Here is a 15,749-nt window from a genome sequence, read left to right as displayed (position 1 = left end):
CGTGGCCTCAGTCCTCTAGGTAGTCGGGGTTGGCTACCTCCAGCTTCGCCCGTACGGCCTGCTCCAGGGCTGCGACGAGGGCGTGGTCGTCCTCGACGCGGCCCTCGCGGATGGCGGCGGCCAGCTCGGCGTCGTCGGCCATGCCCAGCCCGGCCAGCCGGGCCGCGTGCTCGCGCGCCTGCTCCGGACCGAGCGTGATCTCCCGCTCCACCATGCCGAGCACGTTGACCGCCACCCGCGTGTGGAAGCGCACCCGCCCGTCCACGGCCGGGAGCACGTCGCTCTGGAGGAAGTCGCGGACGGCGGCCACGAGCTGGGCCGCCGTGGGCACGTCATGCGGACCAGATGTCATCCGATTTCTCCTCAAGTAGCTATTTATTCGCATCCGATCGAAGAACGGCTAGCCTGCGGCCATGCGCACAGAGTCTCCCACCGCGTCTCCCCTGGGACCGCCCCCGGCGCTCACGCCCCGGCTGATCAGGGCCGAGCTGTTCGTCGTGTTCGCGGTCTCGCTCGGCGCCAGCGGCCTCCTGGCGCTCATCCGCCTCATCGGCGCGCTCACGGCACCGGAGCAGCTGAAGGGCCAGCAGGCCGTGCTGGTCAGGTCGATGGCGCCCGGGCGGCCCTGGCTGGACCTGGCGCTGCAGCTCGCCGACATCGCGGTCAGCGTGGCGCCGGTCGCGCTGGTGGCGTACCTGATGGTGCGCTCCGGGGAGTCGCTGCGCACGATCGGCGCGGACTTCCGGGAGAAGGGCCGCGACACGGGGCGCGGGGCGCTGCTGGCGGCCGCGATCGGCGGCACCGGGCTGGCGTTCTACCTCGCGGTGTGGGCGGCGGGCGTGAACCTGACCGTCGTCGCCGGCCAGCTCCCCCAGGTGTGGTGGCAGGTGCCGGTGCTGCTGCTCGCGGCGGCGCAGAACGGGGTGCTGGAGGAGGTGCTCGTCGCCGGGTACCTGCTGCACCGGCTCGGGCAGGCCGGGTGGTCGCCGTGGAAGGCCGTCGCGGTGTCGGCGCTGCTGCGGGGGTCGTACCACCTGTATCAGGGGTTCGGGGGATTCATCGGGAACGTCGTGATGGGCGTGGTGTTCGGGCGGCTCTACCAGCGCTGGGGACGCGCGATGCCGCTGGTGGTGGCGCACACCCTGATCGACGCCGTCGCCTTCGTCGGGTACGCCTTCCTGCACGGGCGCGTGAGCTGGCTGCCCTGAAACAGTCCCGAAACCGTTGACCTGACAACTGTCTTCGGGTGAGATCCGGAACATGAGCTTCGCCGTACCCGACAGTGTCCGGCCGATCCGCGACGCCGTCCACGCGTTCATGACCGAGCGGGTGGAGCCGGCCGAGCCGGTGCTGCACGCGGGCGGGCCCGAGGCCGCGGCCGCCCTGGACGGGCTGCGGGCCGAGGCCGGGAAGGAGGGCCTGTGGGCGCTCGGCCACCCGCGTGAGCTGGGCGGCGGCGGCCTGCCGTTCCTCGACTACGTCTACGTCAACGAGGTGCAGGGGCGCAGCGAGTTCGGCCAGCTCGCGCTGGGCACGTTCACGCTGCAGGACTCGCTGATGCTGCACGAGCATGCCTCCCCCGAGCAGCGCGAGCGCTACCTCGAGCCGCTGGTGCGGGGCGACATCTGGCCCAGCTTCGCCATGACCGAACCGGCGATCTCCAGCAGCGACCCCACCCAGATCAGGACGTCCGCGGTGCTCGACGGGGACGAATGGGTGATCAACGGGCACAAGTGGTTCACGACCGGCGCGTCGCGGGCGGCGTACACGACCGTCATGTGCCGGACCGAGCAGGACGCGCCGCCGCACCTGGCATTCTCCATGATCCTCGTGCCGACGGACACCCCCGGCTACCGCATCGTCCGCGAGACGCCCGTGCTGGGGCTCGACGGGGCGCACTGCGAGGTCCGGTACGAGGACGTCCGCGTGCCGGCCGCCAACCTGCTCGGCCCGCGCGGCCACGGGTTCGTCATCGCGCAGCAGCGACTCGGGCCCGGCCGGATCTTCCACTGCATGCGCTGGCTCGGGCAGGCGCAGCGGGCGTTCGACCTGATGTGCCGCCGGCTGCAGGAGCGGACCGCGTTCGGCGAGCCCCTCGCCAGGAAGCAGCTCATGCGCCAGCACGTGTTCGACTCCTACGCCGAGATCCAGGCCGCCCGCTTGCTCACGCTCCACGCCGCCGAGGCCGTCGACGCGGGCTCGCAGGCCCGCGTGGAGATCGGCGCGATCAAGGTGGTGGGGGCGCGCACGCTGCACAACGTGATCGACCGGGCCATCCAGGTGTACGGCGCCGCCGGGCTCACCCCGGACACGCCGCTGGACCGGATGTACCGGCACGCGCGGGCCGGGCGGATCTACGACGGGCCCGACGAGGTGCACATCGACGCCGTGGGGCGGCGCATCCTGGGCGAGTACGCGGCGGGCGGCAACTGGGAGTTCGGCCTGCGATGACCCGCCTCCACGAGATCGTCGGCGAGGTGTTCGGGGCCGGCGCGACGGTGCCCTTCAGCGCCCGGCTGCCCGGCGGGGCCTCCCGCGAGACCTGGGCCCTCGACGTCGTCGCGGGCGAGGAGCGGCACGAGCTCGTCCTGCGGCTCGACTCCTCCGGGGCCGCGCTGGAGGCGGGCGGCAGCCTGGCGTCGGAGGCCACGCTGATGCGGGCCGCGTACGACGCCGGGGTGCCGGTGCCCGCGGTCGTCGCCGCCGGCGAGTCGTACATCCTCATGACCCGCGTGGCCGGCGAGACCATCCCGCGCAAGATCCTGCGCGACGACGCCTACGCCGCCGCCCGGCCCCGGCTGGCCGCGCAGTGCGGGCAGGCTCTGGCCGCGATCCACCGCATGCCGCCCTCCTGCCTTGCGCAAGATCCGGATGAGGATCCGTTGCGGCGCTGGCGGGACGTGCTCGACCTGCTCGGCGAGCCGCACCCGGTGTTCGAGCTGGCGCTGCGCCGGCTGGCCGCCGACCGCCCCGCCGGCACACGGCGCACGGTCGTGCACGGCGACTTCCGCAACGGCAACCTCATCGTCGGCCCCGACGGGATCAGGGCGGTGCTCGACTGGGAGCTCGCCCACCTCGGCGACCCCCTCGAAGACCTCGGGTGGCTCTGCGTGAAGGCGTGGCGCTTCGGCTCGCCGCTGCCGGTGGGCGGCTTCGGCGCCTACGACGAGCTGATCGGCGCGTACGAGGCCGCCGCCGGCCACCCGGTGGACCGGGACGCGCTGCGCTGGTGGGAGACGTTCGGCGTGCTCAAGTGGGGGATCATCTGCGTCATGCAGACCATGCGGCACCTGCGCGGCGGCGCCCGTTCGGTGGAGCTGGCCGCGATCGGCCGGCGCGTGTGCGAGAACGAGTGGGACCTGCTGCGCATGCTCCGGGGAGAGCCCATCACCCCGGCGTGACCGGCGGGCACGGTGCTCAGCCGCGCCCGGCGGCGCGGGAGGCTCTCCCGCTCCGGGGACCGACCGCGCCGGCGACGGCCGGTGGCACCAGGGCGGCGGCGATCACCTCCACCAGGCCCTCGACCACCTGCACGCGCTCCACCTCGGGATGCTCCAGCCACCAGTCGCCGGTCGTCTGCACCATGCCGACGAACGCGTGCCCCAGCACCTGCGCACGCACCGGGTCGGGCACCGCGCGCTCGCCGGCCAGCAGGCCGCCGAGCTCCTCGCCCAGGCCCCGCACGAGCGCGGTCATGTGGGAGCGGATCCTGGAGTCCTCGGCGCTGGCCCGGTGGAACAGGAACCGGTAGAGGTTGCGGTTGGCCGAGATCAGGTCGAGGTAGACGCCGATGGTCGCCCTGGCCCTGCCCCGCAGGTCGGCACCGGGGGCGACGAGCTCGGGGCGGAGCTGGGCGATGACCTTGCGCACGTGGCGGTCGGCCAGCGCCTGGTAGAGGCCACTCTTGTCACCGAAGTGGCGGTAGAGGATGGGCTTGGTGATGCCCGCCTCGGCGGCGATGGCCGCCATCGAGACCTCAGGGCCCTGGGTCAGGATGACCCGGTCGGCCGCGTCGAGCAGCGCCCTGCGCCGGTCGGGGTCCCGTCCACTCACCCGCCCAGGATAGGACGCCCCGGATCTCTCCCTTCACCTGCCCAGGGCCGACCGCAGCCTGCCGGGCAGCAGCGCCGAGAGCACCAGCAGCGCGCCGATGATCGTGTAGAGGCCGGTCATCCCGGCCATGGTGCCGGGCGGCTCGGTCAGCTCGGCCCAGGGCACGCCGGTCGGCTGCGACCACGGCAGGCCGCCCTCCCGAGCCCAGGGCAGGCTGCCGGCCACGCCGAGCGCCGCGTTCACGTCGAGGGCGAACACGGCCCCCGCCGCCGCCAGCGGGATGCCGCAGCCGAGGGCCGCCGCGGGCCAGGCGGTCAGGAGGGTGACGATGACCGCCACCGCGGCCAGATAGGCGAGCGCCGCGGGCGCGGGGCCGAACGTGGCGTTGCTCGAACGCAGGGCTCTCGCGGCCGCCTCGGTGAGGTAGTAGACGGGCACGAGGGCGGCCACGCCTGCGGCGGCTCCCACCAGATGGAGATTCTCACGGGTCACACCGCCTTCGTCCCCGCCTCCCGCACCGATTACGCACGTCAGGCCGCTGTCCCCCGGCAGCGCGGCCCCCTTTACGTCGTAGATCACACGTTCGCCTCGAAATCGCGAAATTACTGGAAAATACTGGGACTGTTGATACGCTCGCCGCCATGAGTGACCGGCTGGACGATCTCGAACGGCGGATCGACGAGCTGCGGGCGGGTGTGCGCAAGGCGATGCGGGTCAGGGACGGCGCCACGGCCCGCGCCCTGCGCGCCGAGCTGCGCACCGCGGAGCGCGCCTGGGACGCCCTCGTGAGCGGCGAGCCCGCCCAGCCCAAGCCGGAGCCGCCCCGCCTGGTCACGGTGCGCGAGCAGGTGCACCAAGGGCTGCGGCTGCTCGGGGCCTCCGCCCAGCCGCGGCTGGTCGTGGCCGTCAGCGACGCGTTCTTCGGCGGCACGATCCGCAGCGCCCAGCTCACCAGCCTGCGCAGGGACGAGGAGCGCTCGTTCCGGTCCTCGCCGCACGGGCGGCCCTACTACCTGTGCGCCGCGCTGACCGACCGCCTCTCCCCCGCCCGCGGGCTGCTCACGCTCAGCGCCTGGCCGCTGGAGCAGCGCGTGGTCGGCCCGCTCAGCCCCCGCGTCGACTTCCTGACCTGCGCCATCGCGGTCGCCTCGCACGAGTCGCCGGACGGGCGGGCAGACCGGTTACTCCTGCGGATGGCCAGGAACATCCCCGGCGCCACCGACGGCACGCTGGGCCCGCCCGACCCGGACCGGGTGATCGAGGCGGCCCGCGCCGAGCTGCGCGTGCACGGCGACCGCGACACGCGGGATCGCGCCGAGCTGGCAGAACGCGCCGCGGCACAGCTCGGTGACGCCGCCCGCCTGTTCGGCGCCGCTACGCTGAGCACGATCAAGAAGGAGAACGCGAAGTGAGCGGCTTGAAGCGCGAAGGCGACCACGTGAAAAAGCTCGACGCGTTGCGCGGCACCACGCCGCCCCGCCCGCACGACGCCCGCGCCATCGCGGCCCTGGCCGCCAACCCCGGCTGCACCCGCCGGGCCCTGCTCGACGGCGCCGGCATCGACAAGGACGCCGCCGCCCGGCACCTCGGCTTCCCCGCGCCGTTCGGCCAGTCGCCGTTCGCGATCACGCGCGGCAACATGTTCGAGGCGCTGGTCAAGGCCGACGGATGCGCGGAGCTGCTGCGGATGCTGCGCGAGCTGCTGCGCCTGCCGGTCGCCGAGGTCGCCTACCACGACGTGGAGAACGTCGGCGCCCACCTGCGCCACGCCCACACCCGCGCGCTGATCGACCGCGCGGCCCGCGAGGGCCAGGACGTGGGCACCCTGTACGATCACCCGCTGCTCACCCTGGAGATCGCCGGCCACACCGCCTACCTGGAGCCCGACGTCGTGGCCTTCCAGCTCGGCGGCCGCTTCCACATCGTGGAGATCAAGTCGTTCGCGGTGATCGACGGGCAGGCCGACCCGGCGGCGGTCGCCGCGGCGGCCCGGCAGGCGGCGGTGTACGTGCTGGCGCTGCGCACGCTCCTGGAGGACCTGGGCCACGACCCGGGCAAGGTCTCGCACGACGTCGTCCTGGTCTGCCCGGAGAACTTCGCCAACCGGCCCGCGGCGACCCTCGTCGACGTGCGCAAGCAGCTGGCCGTGCTGCGCCGCCAGCTCACCCGGATGACCTCGCTCGACCGGCTGCTGGACGGGCTGCCCGAGGACCTGACGTTCGACCTGCGGCCCGGCGAGGACGGGCGGCCCACCAGGCCCGTCGCCGAGCTGGCCGACGCGCTGCGCCGGGCGACCGCCCGCTACGCTCCCGACTGCATGTCCGCGTGCGACCTGTGCTTCTTCTGCCGCGACGAGGCCCGCCAGGAGGGCGCCTCCGACCTGCTCGGCCGGCAGGTGCGCGACGAGCTGGGCGGGGTGGCCTCGGTGGCGGAGGCGCTGGGGCTGGCCGACGGCTCCCGCGACCCGGCCGAGGGCCAGGAGGAGATCGCCCGGCTGCTCCGCAACGCCGAACGCCTGCGCAGGGAGTGCCTCACGTGAGCCTGCTGACCTCGCTCGCGCGGCTGCGGGCCCTGGAGGAGGGCATCGCGCAGCCGGTCGCGACCGTCAGGCACTGCCATCTGTCGGACCGGCCGATGGTGTTCATCCCGCTCAAGCTGTCGGGCGAGGCCGCCGCCCCGCTGGCCGCCATGCTCGGCACCGACAGGCGCCGGCCGCGCCTGCTCGTGGTGACCCAGCCGCGCAACCGCGACCTGCGCTTCGCCTGGGCCGCCGAGCTGGCCGGGGTGCTGCTGCCGTACGTCGAGGGCTTCCTGGCCGACACCGAGACGGTCGAGCGCAAGAACGCCGACCCCTACGAGCGGGCGCTGGACGCGCCGCAGCTCATCGTGCCCAACCAGACCGGGGTGGCCTTCACCAGGCTGCTCGGCCGCTCCACGCGCTTCCGCCGGGCCGACGGGCCCTATCCGGTGCCCGAGTCGGTGCCGCTGCTGGGGCGGTGGCTGACGTACTTCGCGGAGCGGGCCGCGTACCCGGGCTCGTCGATGATGCTGGCCGCGACCGAGGAGCTGGGGCGGCACTGGGCGAGCGGGCAGAGCGCCCTGGAGGACGCCAACCTGGCCGCGCTGCTGGCCTGGATCACCAGGGGGCCGGACGACGAGGCCGAGGACCCGCTGATCTGGCCGCCTGCCGGGCCCGCGACCGACCCGGGGTTCGACGCGGAGGTGCTGGCGCCGGCGATGGACAGCGAGTCGGCCGAGCGCGTCACCGAGGCGCTGCGTACCCAGCTGGAGCCCACGTGGCGGCTCATGTGGCAGGCCGTCGACCTGCTGGCCGGGCTGGAGGCGGGCGCCGGCGTCGCGCAGCGGTGGGAGCAGGACCGCGGCTCGTTCAGCGGCATGGCGGTGCACGTCGCGGAGGGCGCACCGCCGCAGGCCAGGCGCGACGGGGCGGTCGCCGCCGCGGCCAAGCTGTCCCGCATGGAGCGGGCCCAGGCCGCGTACGAGGTGCAGCGCGCCTACGACGACCCCCTGGTCATGGCCGAGTACCGGCTGACCGGGGAGGCGTTCGCGGGCGAGGTGATCGAGACCGTCCCCGACAACACCGAGGGCGAGGGCCGCTCGCGCAAGCTCCGCCCGCTGGTGGTGATCAAGACCGACGACCCGGTACGCCTGGCGCCCGGCACCTCCCTGGGCACCCCGCAGCGCCGCGGCCAGGGCGCCGAGCTCGTGGAGGCCGGCGAGGGCCTGGTCACCCTGAAGATCACCAAGGGCATGGGCCGGGGAAAGACGGCCGCGCCGGGAGCCGTGCCCGAGATCGGCGAGCGCGTCTGCTACACCTCGCTGACCGACGACTTCCAGGGCTCCCCCAGCCTGCCCGACTCCGAGGCCACGCCGTGGACGCACGGCGGGCCGCCGCACGAGTACGTGCCCGACGACGAGGACGCCCAGGAGGAGTGGTCGTGACCGACAGCCCGGAGCAGGTCATCAGGAACGTCCTCGCCGACCTGCCCAGGCACCGCGGCGTCGTGGTCGACTCCCCGCCGGGCGCGGGCAAGTCCACGCTGGTGGTGCGGGCGGCGGCGCACATCGCGGCGACCGGCGAGCCCCTGATGATCGTCGCCCAGACGAACGAGCAGGTCGACGACCTGGTGACCCGCATCTCCGACAAGCATCCCCACCTGACCGTGGGGCGGCTGTCGGCCGGCGGCTACATCCCGCCGCTGCGGCTGCTGGAGCTGCCCGGCGTCCGGGTCGGCACCCGCATCCAGGATCTCGGCGATCCGGACATCGTCATCGCGACCGCCGACAAGTGGGCCTGGATCGGCGGCCGGGTGTGGCCGTGGGCGATCGTGGACGAGGCGTACCAGATGCGCTCGGACAAGCTGCTGCGGATCGCGGGGCTCTTCGAGCGGGCGCTGTTCGTGGGCGATCCGGGGCAGCTCGACCCGTTCTCGATCGTGGACGGTGACCGGTGGTCGGGGCTGTCGTGGGACCCGCTGCAGAGCGCGGTGTCGGTGCTGCTGCGCCACAACCCGGACCTCCCGGTGCACCGGCTGCCGGTGTCGTGGCGCCTGCCGGCCTCGGCCGCGCCGGTGGTGTCGCAGGCGTTCTACCCGTTCACCGGGTTCCGGTCGGGGACCTCGCACGGCGATCGGCGGCTGGAGCTGATGACCGGCGGCATGGGGACCGTGCACGACCGGGCGCTGGAGGAGGCGGCCCGGTCGGGGTGGGCGCTGCTGGAGCTGCCGAACCGGCACACCGTGCGTACCGACGGGGAGGCCGTACTGGCGGTGGCCCTGCTGGCCGAGCGGCTGCTGCAGCGCGGCGCCGTGGCCTCCTCCGAGCAGGGCGAGCGGCCGGTGACGGCCGACCGCATCGCGGTCGGGGCCGCCCACCGCGACCAGGTGGCCGCCATCCGGGCCGCCGGGGTGCCGGCGGAGATCACCGTGGACACGGCCAACCGCCTGCAGGGGCGCGAGTACGACGTGACCATCGTCCTGCACCCGCTGTCCGGCCGCCGGGACGCCACGGCCTTCCACCTGGAGTCGGGGCGGCTGTGCGTGCTGGCCTCGCGGCACCGGCACGCCTGCGTCGTGGTGGCCAGGGCGGGCATCGCCGAGCTCCTGGACGCCCACCCGTCGGGGGAGCCGGTGCAGCTGGGCGTGCCGGTCAAGTTCCCCGACGGCTGGGAGGCCAACCAGTCGATCCTCGACCACCTGGCCCGCCACCGCGTCTGAGACCGCCGGTGCTCAGATGTGCTGCTGCCAGACGTCGATGACCAGGACGGGGCGCATGCCGGCCGACTCGTACAGCCCCAGCGCCGGGGTGGTGTTGTTGGAGTCGACGTGCAGGATCGTGCCCTTGCGGCCCCGCGCCGCGTCGGCGGCGAAGGCGTGGCGGAGCAGGAAGCGCCCCAGGCCCCGGCCGCGGAACTCCGGGACGACCGCGAGCGTGGCCACGTAGCCGCAGCCCTCGTCCGGGACGAACTGGTTGTTGGCGATCAGCACCCCGGCGGGGCGGCCGTCGAGGCGGGCGAGGGTGAGCTGGGCCCAGTCGGTCGTGGACTGGGCCTGGCGGCGCGCGTACCACGCGTCGTAGTCGACCGGCACGAACCCGAAGTGCTCGGCGAAGCCCTCCTGGTGCACCTGGTGGGCATCGCGCCGTGCGTCCTCGCTCTCCCCCGTCTGCAGCGTCAGCCCGGCGGGCGGGGCGAGCGGCTCCACGGGCCCCCCGTGGTCGATGGGGTGGTCGATGCGCATGCGGTGGAAGCTGGTGCCGGGCGCGAAGCCGCGCTCCTCGGCGGCGGCCCGCTTGGCGTCGTCCGCGCGGTAGACGCCGATGTGCAGGGTGGCGCCGTCGTGGCCGGCCTCGGCGGCCAGCTCGCGGGCCCGGCCGGTCACCAGGCGCCAGAGCCGGTCGTCCAGGCCGGTCACGCCGGGCCGGACGATCACCTCGACGTCCACCGTGCCGCTGTCGCCGACGCGGCACGCCCAGGCCCAGCCGTCGAGACGGCCGCCGGCGTCGCGGGCGAGCCAGCCGTCCTGGTCGCGGTCGAAGCCGGGCTCGGCCAGCTCGTCGGCGACGTCGTCGAGCGTCATGTCCGGGCCGCCGATCACCGCGGTGTCGTAGGCCGTGATCAGCTCGTGGATGGCCGCGGCGTCCTCTACGCGCGGGCGGCCGAGGGTGTGGTGCATAGCGGGGATTGTCCACAAAACACCGGCCGCGCGCCTCCCATTTTTCTCACCAGGCGGGAGGCGCGCTCAGCCGGCCGCTCAGCCGGCCGCCTGGCCGACGGCCTGCTCGTCCGGCGCGGGCGCCGGGGCGCCGCCGCGCAGCGGGATCTCCTTGACGAACGCGGCCAGCACGGGCACGACGACCGCGAACGCGATGGCCCACCAGAAGACGCCGGAGATCGAGATCGCCAGCGACTCCAGCAGCCCGGTGCGCATCTGGGCGGGCATCTGGGCGACCGCGCTCGGGTCCATCCGGCCGCCGCTCTTGGCCACCCGGTCCGCCGCCTGCTCGCCGAAGCGGGCGGTCAGCTCCGACAGGAGGTGGTTGTTGAAGATCGCCCCGAACAGCGAGACGCCGAACGAGCCCCCGATCGACCTGAAGAACGTGGTGGCGCTGCTGGAGACGCCCAGGTCCTTCTGCTCGACGCTGTTCTGCGCGATGAGCATCGTGGTCTGCATGAGGAAGCCCATGCCGAGGCCGAGCACGGCGATGTAGATCCCGGTGACCCAGGAGGGCGTGGCGACGTCCATCGTGGACAGCAGCCACATGCCCACGGCCATGCCGATCCCGCCGAGCACGGGGTAGATCTTGTACTTGCCCGTGACGGTGATGGCCTTGCCGACGAACAGCGACACGACCATCGCGGCGCCCATCATCGGCAGCATCAACAGGCCGGAGTTGGTGGCCGTGGAGCCCTGCACCATCTGCTGGAACAGCGGCAGGAAGTTGATCGCGCCGAACATGGCGAAGCCCAGCAGGAAGCCGATGATCGAGATCAGCGTGAAGTTGCGGTTGGCGAAGAGCTGCAACGGCATGATCGGCTCCTCGACCCTGCGCTCGACCGCGACGAACGCCGCCAGCGTGACCACGGCGACCGCGACGAGGGAGAGGATCTGCCAGGAGCCCCAGGCGTACTCGTTGCCGCCCCAGGTCGTGATGAGCACCAGAGCGGTGATGCCGACGGACAGCAGGATCGCGCCCGCCCAGTCGATGCGCACCTTGTTACGCAGCTTCGGCAGGTGCAGCTGCGTCACAATCATGCCCAGCGCGATCGCGCCGATCGGCAGGTTCACGTAGAAGGCCCAGCGCCAGTCGAGGTGGTCGGTGATGAAGCCGCCGACCAGCGGGCCCGCGATCATCGCCAGCGACATGACGCCGGCCATGATGCCCTGGTACTGGCCCCGCTCGCGGGGCGGCACCAGGTCGCCGATGATGGCCATGACGTTCACGATCAGACCGCCCGCGCCGAGCCCCTGGATAGCGCGGAACGCGATCAGCTCGCCCATGCCGCCGTCCGGCCCGCCGAGCAGCGACGAGCCCGCCATGCCGCAGAGCGCGGAGCCGGCCATGAAGATGACGATCGAGATGATGAAGATCGTCTTACGTCCGTACAGGTCACCGATCTTGCCCCAGATCGGCGTCGATACGGTCGTGCCCAGCACGTACGCCGTCACGACCCAGGACAGATGCGTCAGACCGCCGAGCTCCCCGACGATGCGCGGCATGGCCGTGCCCACGATCATGTTGTCGAGCATCGCCAGAACCATGGCTAACATCAGTCCTGGCAGGACGACCATGACCTCGCGGCGCCGTCCGACTGCCTCCGCCACCAGACACCCCCCATTGCATTTTGGATCTTGCTTACTTGCCGTCCGGCAAGCATAGAATAAGCTAGATACTTACTTGTCGGCCGTCAAGTCGAAAAGGTGTGAAGTGCGGGAAGACACGCGGACCCGGATCCAGGAGATCGCGCTCAGGTTGTTCACCGAGCAGGGTTACGAGGCGACGTCACTGCGTGAGATCGCCGAGGAGCTCGGGGTGACAAAGGCTGCCCTGTACTACCACTTCAAGACGAAGGACGACATCGTGACCAGCCTGGTCGAGGGCCGGCTGGTGGAGCTGGAGGAGCTCCTCGCGTGGGTCCGGGGCCGGCCGAAGACGCCGGAGACGCGCCGCGAGCTGGTCGAGCGCTACGCCGAGGGGATCCTGCGCGCCCAGCACATCGGGGTGGCCAGGTTCCTGGAGCGCAACCAGACCGCGCTGCGCGACCATCCGACGCTCATCAAGACCCGTGAGCGGATGATGGAGCTCGTGGCCGAGCTGAACGAGCCCGGCGCCACGCCCGTCGAGCGCGTCAGCCGCGCGACGGCGCTGTTCGCGATACACGCCGGGAAATGGATGATCGAGTCGGGCGACCTCTCGGAGGACGAGGTCACCAAGGCCTCCCTGGAGGTCGCCCTGCGCCTGCTGGAGCCGTAGTTCCGGGCTCCGGAGCGCTGACGGGACGATTGGCGCGCCTGAACGGGGGAAGGAGGGACACACGCATCCAGATGGGAGAAGGAGGCCCCAGTGGAGGCCACGATAGCGCTCCGACTGCCCAGGGATGCGGCGAGCGTCCCCCTGATCAGGAAGATGCTGGACGGCACGCTGCGTTCACTCGGCGTCGAGCCGCAGATCCGCGATGACATCGAGCTCATGCTCACCGAGGCCTGCTCCAACGTGATCAGGCACGCGGATCCCAGCGACGACTACACGGTCAGCGCGTCCGTCCTCGATGACAGGTGCATCATCAAGGTCATCGACAACGGGGACGGTTTCGACCCGAGCCTGATCATGGAGCCCACCCCCGGCGCCGAGCACGGGCGCGGGCTGCTGATCATGCGGGCGCTCGCCGACGACATCCGCTTCGTCAACAGGCGGGAGCACGGCGCGGTGGTCTGCCTGGAGAAACGGCTGCGGTACGCGCCGGGGGCGGCCGGGCAGTACCTCATGGCCATGTGACACGGCCCGGCCGTTCGCGCGCTCAAAGCCGGGTCTGCCGCTCCACCGGGCGAGGCCCGTGAATCCTCGAACCGCGCGGGTCCCCGCCGCGCCCGTGCCCTCCGGGCCGGGAGCCGCCTAGCAGGAAGCGGCGGCGCGTCCCGGGTGTGCTCCCGCTCAGCTTCGCCCGCAGCCGGGCGGGCGCGGCGTCCCCGCTGCGCCTGAGCGTCAGCCTCGGGTCCCGGCCGCGCCCGAGCGGCCCGTGCCGGGTGAGCCGCCGCCACAGGCCGCGCCGGTCGGCCACCATGGAGCCGGCCATGAGCCCCAGGACGACCAGCACGACGACCGAGAGGGTCAGCACGGACAGGGCTATGAGCAGGAGCACGACGGCGAGGGAGCCGATCGTGCCGAGCACCTCCATCATTCGGCGGAGAATGCCCGTCAACCAGCGCTTTATGCCGATTTTTCGGGATAGATCAACCTTACTCTGCTGAGGTGCCGCCGCTTCGCTGGTCGAAACGTCCCGGCAGGATGTCGAGCCGGCGCAGTATCACACCCTCGCGCAGCGCCCACGGGCACACCTCCAGCCGGTCCACCTCGAACAGGTCCATGGCCGCGTCGGCGACCAGCGCCCCGGCCGCGAGCTGCGCCGCCCGCCCCTCGGACACGCCGGGCAGCTGGGCCCGGTCGGCGGCCCCCATGGTGGTCAGCTTGACCGCCCAGTCGGCCATGGCCTGCCTGGACAGCGGGCGCGAGACGTACGGGCCGTCGCTGGAGGGCGCGGCGCCGCCGATCCTGGCGAGCTGCTTGAACGTCTTGGACGTGGCCACCGCGCGGTCGGCCTCGCCGTACCGGACGACGTCGCCGACCGTGCGGGCGATCTCGGTCCGTACGTGCTTGCGCAGCTTGCGCACCTCCTCGGCGGAGGGCGGATCGTCGGTGAACCAGTCGCGCGTCAGCCGCCCGGCCCCCAGCGGCAGCGAGACGGCCACGTCGGGCTCCTCGTCCACCCCGGAGGCGATCTCCAGCGAGCCACCGCCGATGTCGAAGACCAGCAGCCGCCCTGACGACCACCCGTGCCACCGCCGCACGGCCAGGAACGTCAGCCTGGCCTCGTCGCGCCCGGACAGCACCTCGATGTGCACGCCGCTGCGCTCGGCGACCTGTGCCAGCACCGCCTCGCCGTTGGCCGCCTCGCGCACGGCCGAGGTGGCGAAGGACAGCAGGTCCTCCACCCCCTTGTCCTCCGCCAGGCGCACGGCCTCCTCCACGAAGGCGCCGAGCCGGTCAATGCCCTCGTCGGCGAGCCGGTTGTCCTCGTCCAGGTATTCCGTGAGGCGAAGCCCCTCCTTGTGGGAGTAGGCGGGAATCGGCCGGGCGCCCCTGTGGGCGTCGACGACCAGTAAATGGACGGTATTCGAACCGATGTCCAGCACGCCGAGTCGCATGGGAAAACGCTACCGTTACGTGGCTTTTACGGCGAAGCGGAGCCGGAAGTGGTTGAGCATGGCCGGCAGCGCGCCCGTCAAGCTCACGGACGCTCTGACTGACCGCTCACGCAGGACCGCCTCCAGAAGCGTGGCCGCGGTGAACAGCACGAGGTCCTCCCCCGCGCAGCGCGCGAACCCGGCGCTGAACGGCACCCCCGCCCACTCGCCGCCGCCCTCGCGCCACAGCTCGGGCCGGTAGGTGTCGCCGGGCTCGGCCCTGTTGACATACGGGCTGTGGCTGACCACGGTCGTACCCTCCGGGATGTCCCACTCGGTCGGGCCGACGGCCTCGCGCACGATGTCGATCGTGACGGGCCAGAGCCGCGCCGACTCCAGCACGGTGGCCCGCAGGTCGACGGGCCCCCGCTGCGCGGCGGCCAGCGCGAGCGCCCGGTAGGCGACCATGGCGGCCCCGTCGAAGGCGAACAGCCAGTGCGGCACCTGCCCCTCGGGGTGCACGTCCGGCGCGGCGTGCGCGCGGGCCAGCACGGCGGCCAGGCTGCCCGGCTCGGCCCGCGCCAGGTGCCCGTCCAGCCGGCGCCGGAAGGCGTTGAACACGTCGGTACGGCGCCCGCGCAGGTCCGACCAGTTGGCGTCGGCGCGCAGCCGGTCGAGCTGCCGGGTGAGGATCACGTCGTCCCGCGCGCCGTCGCCGAGCACGACGCGCCGCACGATCCGCCAGTGCATGGCGTGGAAGCGCGGCCAGGTCAGCAGCCCGTAGCGGGGCAGCGTGGCGGCCTCCTCCTCGACGACCCGGGCGAAGTGGCAGAAGCCGGAGCCGAGCACCTGGTCGTTCAGGGCGCGCCGGCGCTCGCGCAGGTCGGGATCGCGGGTGATCAGCACGCCGTCGGGCTGGAAGTGGCCGAGCGCGCCGCGTTTCCCCCTGGCCGCCGGGGTGAACGCCCGGTCCTCGAGCACCGCGCGCACGTCGCGGGAGGCCAGCGGCAGCATCACCCAGCGGCCGCCCGGCAGCCGTACCAGCAGCGGCCCGTCGCCGTGCCCGGCGCGCAGCCGCGCGAGCAGCCGGATCGCCCGGCCGTCGGCGTCGGTCAGCTCCGCCAGGCGCACCGCGAACGGGCGGCGGGCCACGGGGCCCTGCGCGATGGACGGCAGCGCCACCGTGGCGGCCAGCGCGAGGGCCTCCGCAGGCGTGACCCGGGACGGCCGCGTGATCGTGGACATGTTCCAGGGACTACCCTTCCTTGATGTCGT

General features: G+C 72.9%; 17 protein-coding genes. 9 read left to right on the top strand and 8 right to left on the bottom strand.

Annotated features, from left to right (window positions below; all coding sequences use genetic code 11):
* Positions 1–7 precede the first annotated feature (7 nt).
* Complete coding sequence (locus ABZS69_RS15380; RefSeq protein WP_355371742.1) at positions 8–352, bottom strand: DUF6285 domain-containing protein; 345 nt, start codon at positions 350–352, stop codon at positions 8–10.
* A 61-nt stretch (positions 353–413) separates the two neighbouring features.
* Here ABZS69_RS15380 and ABZS69_RS15375 point away from each other — a divergent pair, with 61 nt between their 5' ends.
* The 3 genes from ABZS69_RS15375 to ABZS69_RS15365 are packed head-to-tail and all read left to right on the top strand — an operon-like array spanning position 414 to position 3,401.
* A complete protein-coding gene (locus ABZS69_RS15375) occupies positions 414–1,208 on the top strand; it encodes a CPBP family intramembrane glutamic endopeptidase (protein ID WP_355371739.1) in 795 nt (264 codons plus the stop codon).
* Positions 1,209–1,260: 52 nt separating this feature from the next.
* Positions 1,261–2,451, top strand: coding sequence for an acyl-CoA dehydrogenase family protein (locus ABZS69_RS15370; protein ID WP_355371736.1), 1,191 nt, complete (start codon positions 1,261–1,263; stop codon positions 2,449–2,451).
* Complete coding sequence (locus ABZS69_RS15365) at positions 2,448–3,401, top strand: phosphotransferase family protein (RefSeq protein WP_355371733.1); 954 nt, start codon at positions 2,448–2,450, stop codon at positions 3,399–3,401. Before ABZS69_RS15370 ends, ABZS69_RS15365 begins: the two co-directional genes overlap by 4 nt.
* Positions 3,402–3,417: 16 nt before the next feature.
* On the opposite strand, the gene ABZS69_RS15360 is transcribed toward ABZS69_RS15365, so the two are convergent.
* Positions 3,418–4,053, bottom strand: a complete 636-nt coding sequence (locus tag ABZS69_RS15360) for a TetR/AcrR family transcriptional regulator (protein ID WP_355371730.1) — start codon at positions 4,051–4,053, stop codon at positions 3,418–3,420.
* A gap of 33 nt (positions 4,054–4,086) precedes the next feature.
* Positions 4,087–4,545: a hypothetical protein gene (locus ABZS69_RS15355; RefSeq protein WP_355371728.1), complete on the bottom strand. Its 459-nt coding sequence runs from the start codon at positions 4,543–4,545 to the stop codon at positions 4,087–4,089.
* Positions 4,546–4,694: 149 nt separating this feature from the next.
* Between ABZS69_RS15355 and ABZS69_RS15350 the strand changes: the two genes are divergently transcribed.
* Genes ABZS69_RS15350 through ABZS69_RS15335 form a run of 4 tightly spaced genes read left to right on the top strand, consistent with a single transcriptional unit; the run spans position 4,695 to position 9,290 of the window.
* Positions 4,695–5,465 (top strand): hypothetical protein, encoded by a 771-nt coding sequence (locus ABZS69_RS15350; protein ID WP_355371725.1) that lies wholly within the window; start codon positions 4,695–4,697, stop codon positions 5,463–5,465.
* Positions 5,462–6,592 (top strand): hypothetical protein, encoded by a 1,131-nt coding sequence (locus tag ABZS69_RS15345; RefSeq protein ID WP_355371721.1) that lies wholly within the window; start codon positions 5,462–5,464, stop codon positions 6,590–6,592. Before ABZS69_RS15350 ends, ABZS69_RS15345 begins: the two co-directional genes overlap by 4 nt.
* Positions 6,589–8,016: a hypothetical protein gene (locus tag ABZS69_RS15340; RefSeq protein ID WP_355371719.1), complete on the top strand. Its 1,428-nt coding sequence runs from the start codon at positions 6,589–6,591 to the stop codon at positions 8,014–8,016. Before ABZS69_RS15345 ends, ABZS69_RS15340 begins: the two co-directional genes overlap by 4 nt.
* The gene (locus tag ABZS69_RS15335) at positions 8,013–9,290 is read left to right on the top strand and encodes an AAA family ATPase (protein ID WP_355371716.1); all 1,278 of its coding nucleotides are present in this window, start codon (positions 8,013–8,015) and stop codon (positions 9,288–9,290) included. The genes ABZS69_RS15340 and ABZS69_RS15335 overlap by 4 nt, the downstream gene beginning before the upstream one ends.
* A gap of 12 nt (positions 9,291–9,302) precedes the next feature.
* Here the strand turns inward: ABZS69_RS15335 and ABZS69_RS15330 are convergent, their stop codons facing one another.
* Together ABZS69_RS15330 and ABZS69_RS15325 are read right to left on the bottom strand one after the other, a co-directional pair.
* Positions 9,303–10,247 (bottom strand): GNAT family N-acetyltransferase, encoded by a 945-nt coding sequence (locus ABZS69_RS15330; RefSeq protein WP_355371714.1) that lies wholly within the window; start codon positions 10,245–10,247, stop codon positions 9,303–9,305.
* A 78-nt stretch (positions 10,248–10,325) separates the two neighbouring features.
* Positions 10,326–11,897, bottom strand: a complete 1,572-nt coding sequence (locus ABZS69_RS15325) for an MDR family MFS transporter (RefSeq protein ID WP_355371712.1) — start codon at positions 11,895–11,897, stop codon at positions 10,326–10,328.
* Between the two features lie 103 nt (positions 11,898–12,000).
* Here ABZS69_RS15325 and ABZS69_RS15320 point away from each other — a divergent pair, with 103 nt between their 5' ends.
* Both ABZS69_RS15320 and ABZS69_RS15315 read left to right on the top strand, forming a co-directional pair.
* Positions 12,001–12,546, top strand: coding sequence for a helix-turn-helix domain-containing protein (locus tag ABZS69_RS15320; protein ID WP_355371709.1), 546 nt, complete (start codon positions 12,001–12,003; stop codon positions 12,544–12,546).
* Between the two features lie 90 nt (positions 12,547–12,636).
* Positions 12,637–13,068 carry an ATP-binding protein gene (locus ABZS69_RS15315; protein WP_355371706.1) on the top strand — a complete coding sequence of 144 codons (432 nt, stop codon included), beginning with the start codon at positions 12,637–12,639 and terminating at the stop codon, positions 13,066–13,068.
* Between the two features lie 22 nt (positions 13,069–13,090).
* Here ABZS69_RS15315 and ABZS69_RS15310 read toward each other — a convergent pair whose 3' ends face one another.
* From ABZS69_RS15310 to ABZS69_RS15300, 3 genes are read right to left on the bottom strand one after another with little or no spacing between them, the layout of a single operon-like run.
* A complete protein-coding gene (locus ABZS69_RS15310; protein WP_355371703.1) occupies positions 13,091–13,471 on the bottom strand; it encodes a hypothetical protein in 381 nt (126 codons plus the stop codon).
* 58 nt (positions 13,472–13,529) lie between these two features.
* Entirely contained in the window at positions 13,530–14,495 is a 966-nt protein-coding gene (locus tag ABZS69_RS15305; protein WP_355371701.1) for a Ppx/GppA phosphatase family protein, read from the bottom strand.
* A 15-nt stretch (positions 14,496–14,510) separates the two neighbouring features.
* The gene (locus ABZS69_RS15300) at positions 14,511–15,719 is read right to left on the bottom strand and encodes a cytochrome P450 (protein ID WP_355371698.1); all 1,209 of its coding nucleotides are present in this window, start codon (positions 15,717–15,719) and stop codon (positions 14,511–14,513) included.
* Positions 15,720–15,749 lie beyond the last annotated feature (30 nt).

The organism is Nonomuraea sp. NPDC005650 (assembly GCF_040605375.1).
In the GTDB taxonomy this organism is placed as follows: domain Bacteria; phylum Actinomycetota; class Actinomycetes; order Streptosporangiales; family Streptosporangiaceae; genus Nonomuraea.
Note: the sequence above shows the minus strand (reverse complement) of the source record. Positions and strands in the feature narration are given on the sequence as shown.

Bases quoted from the DNA above. Each gene is read 5' to 3' on its own strand.
- ABZS69_RS15380 (WP_355371742.1), bottom strand. From the start codon at position 352: ATGACATCTGGTCCGCATGACGTGCCCACGGCGGCCCAGCTCGTGGCC.
- ABZS69_RS15375 (WP_355371739.1), top strand. From the start codon at position 414: ATGCGCACAGAGTCTCCCACCGCGTCTCCCCTGGGACCGCCCCCGGCG.
- ABZS69_RS15370 (WP_355371736.1), top strand. From the start codon at position 1,261: ATGAGCTTCGCCGTACCCGACAGTGTCCGGCCGATCCGCGACGCCGTC.
- ABZS69_RS15365 (WP_355371733.1), top strand. From the start codon at position 2,448: ATGACCCGCCTCCACGAGATCGTCGGCGAGGTGTTCGGGGCCGGCGCG.
- ABZS69_RS15350 (WP_355371725.1), top strand. From the start codon at position 4,695: ATGAGTGACCGGCTGGACGATCTCGAACGGCGGATCGACGAGCTGCGG.
- ABZS69_RS15330 (WP_355371714.1), bottom strand. From the start codon at position 10,247: ATGCACCACACCCTCGGCCGCCCGCGCGTAGAGGACGCCGCGGCCATC.
- ABZS69_RS15310 (WP_355371703.1), bottom strand. From the start codon at position 13,471: ATGATGGAGGTGCTCGGCACGATCGGCTCCCTCGCCGTCGTGCTCCTG.
- ABZS69_RS15305 (WP_355371701.1), bottom strand. From the start codon at position 14,495: ATGCGACTCGGCGTGCTGGACATCGGTTCGAATACCGTCCATTTACTG.
- ABZS69_RS15300 (WP_355371698.1), bottom strand. From the start codon at position 15,719: ATGTCCACGATCACGCGGCCGTCCCGGGTCACGCCTGCGGAGGCCCTC.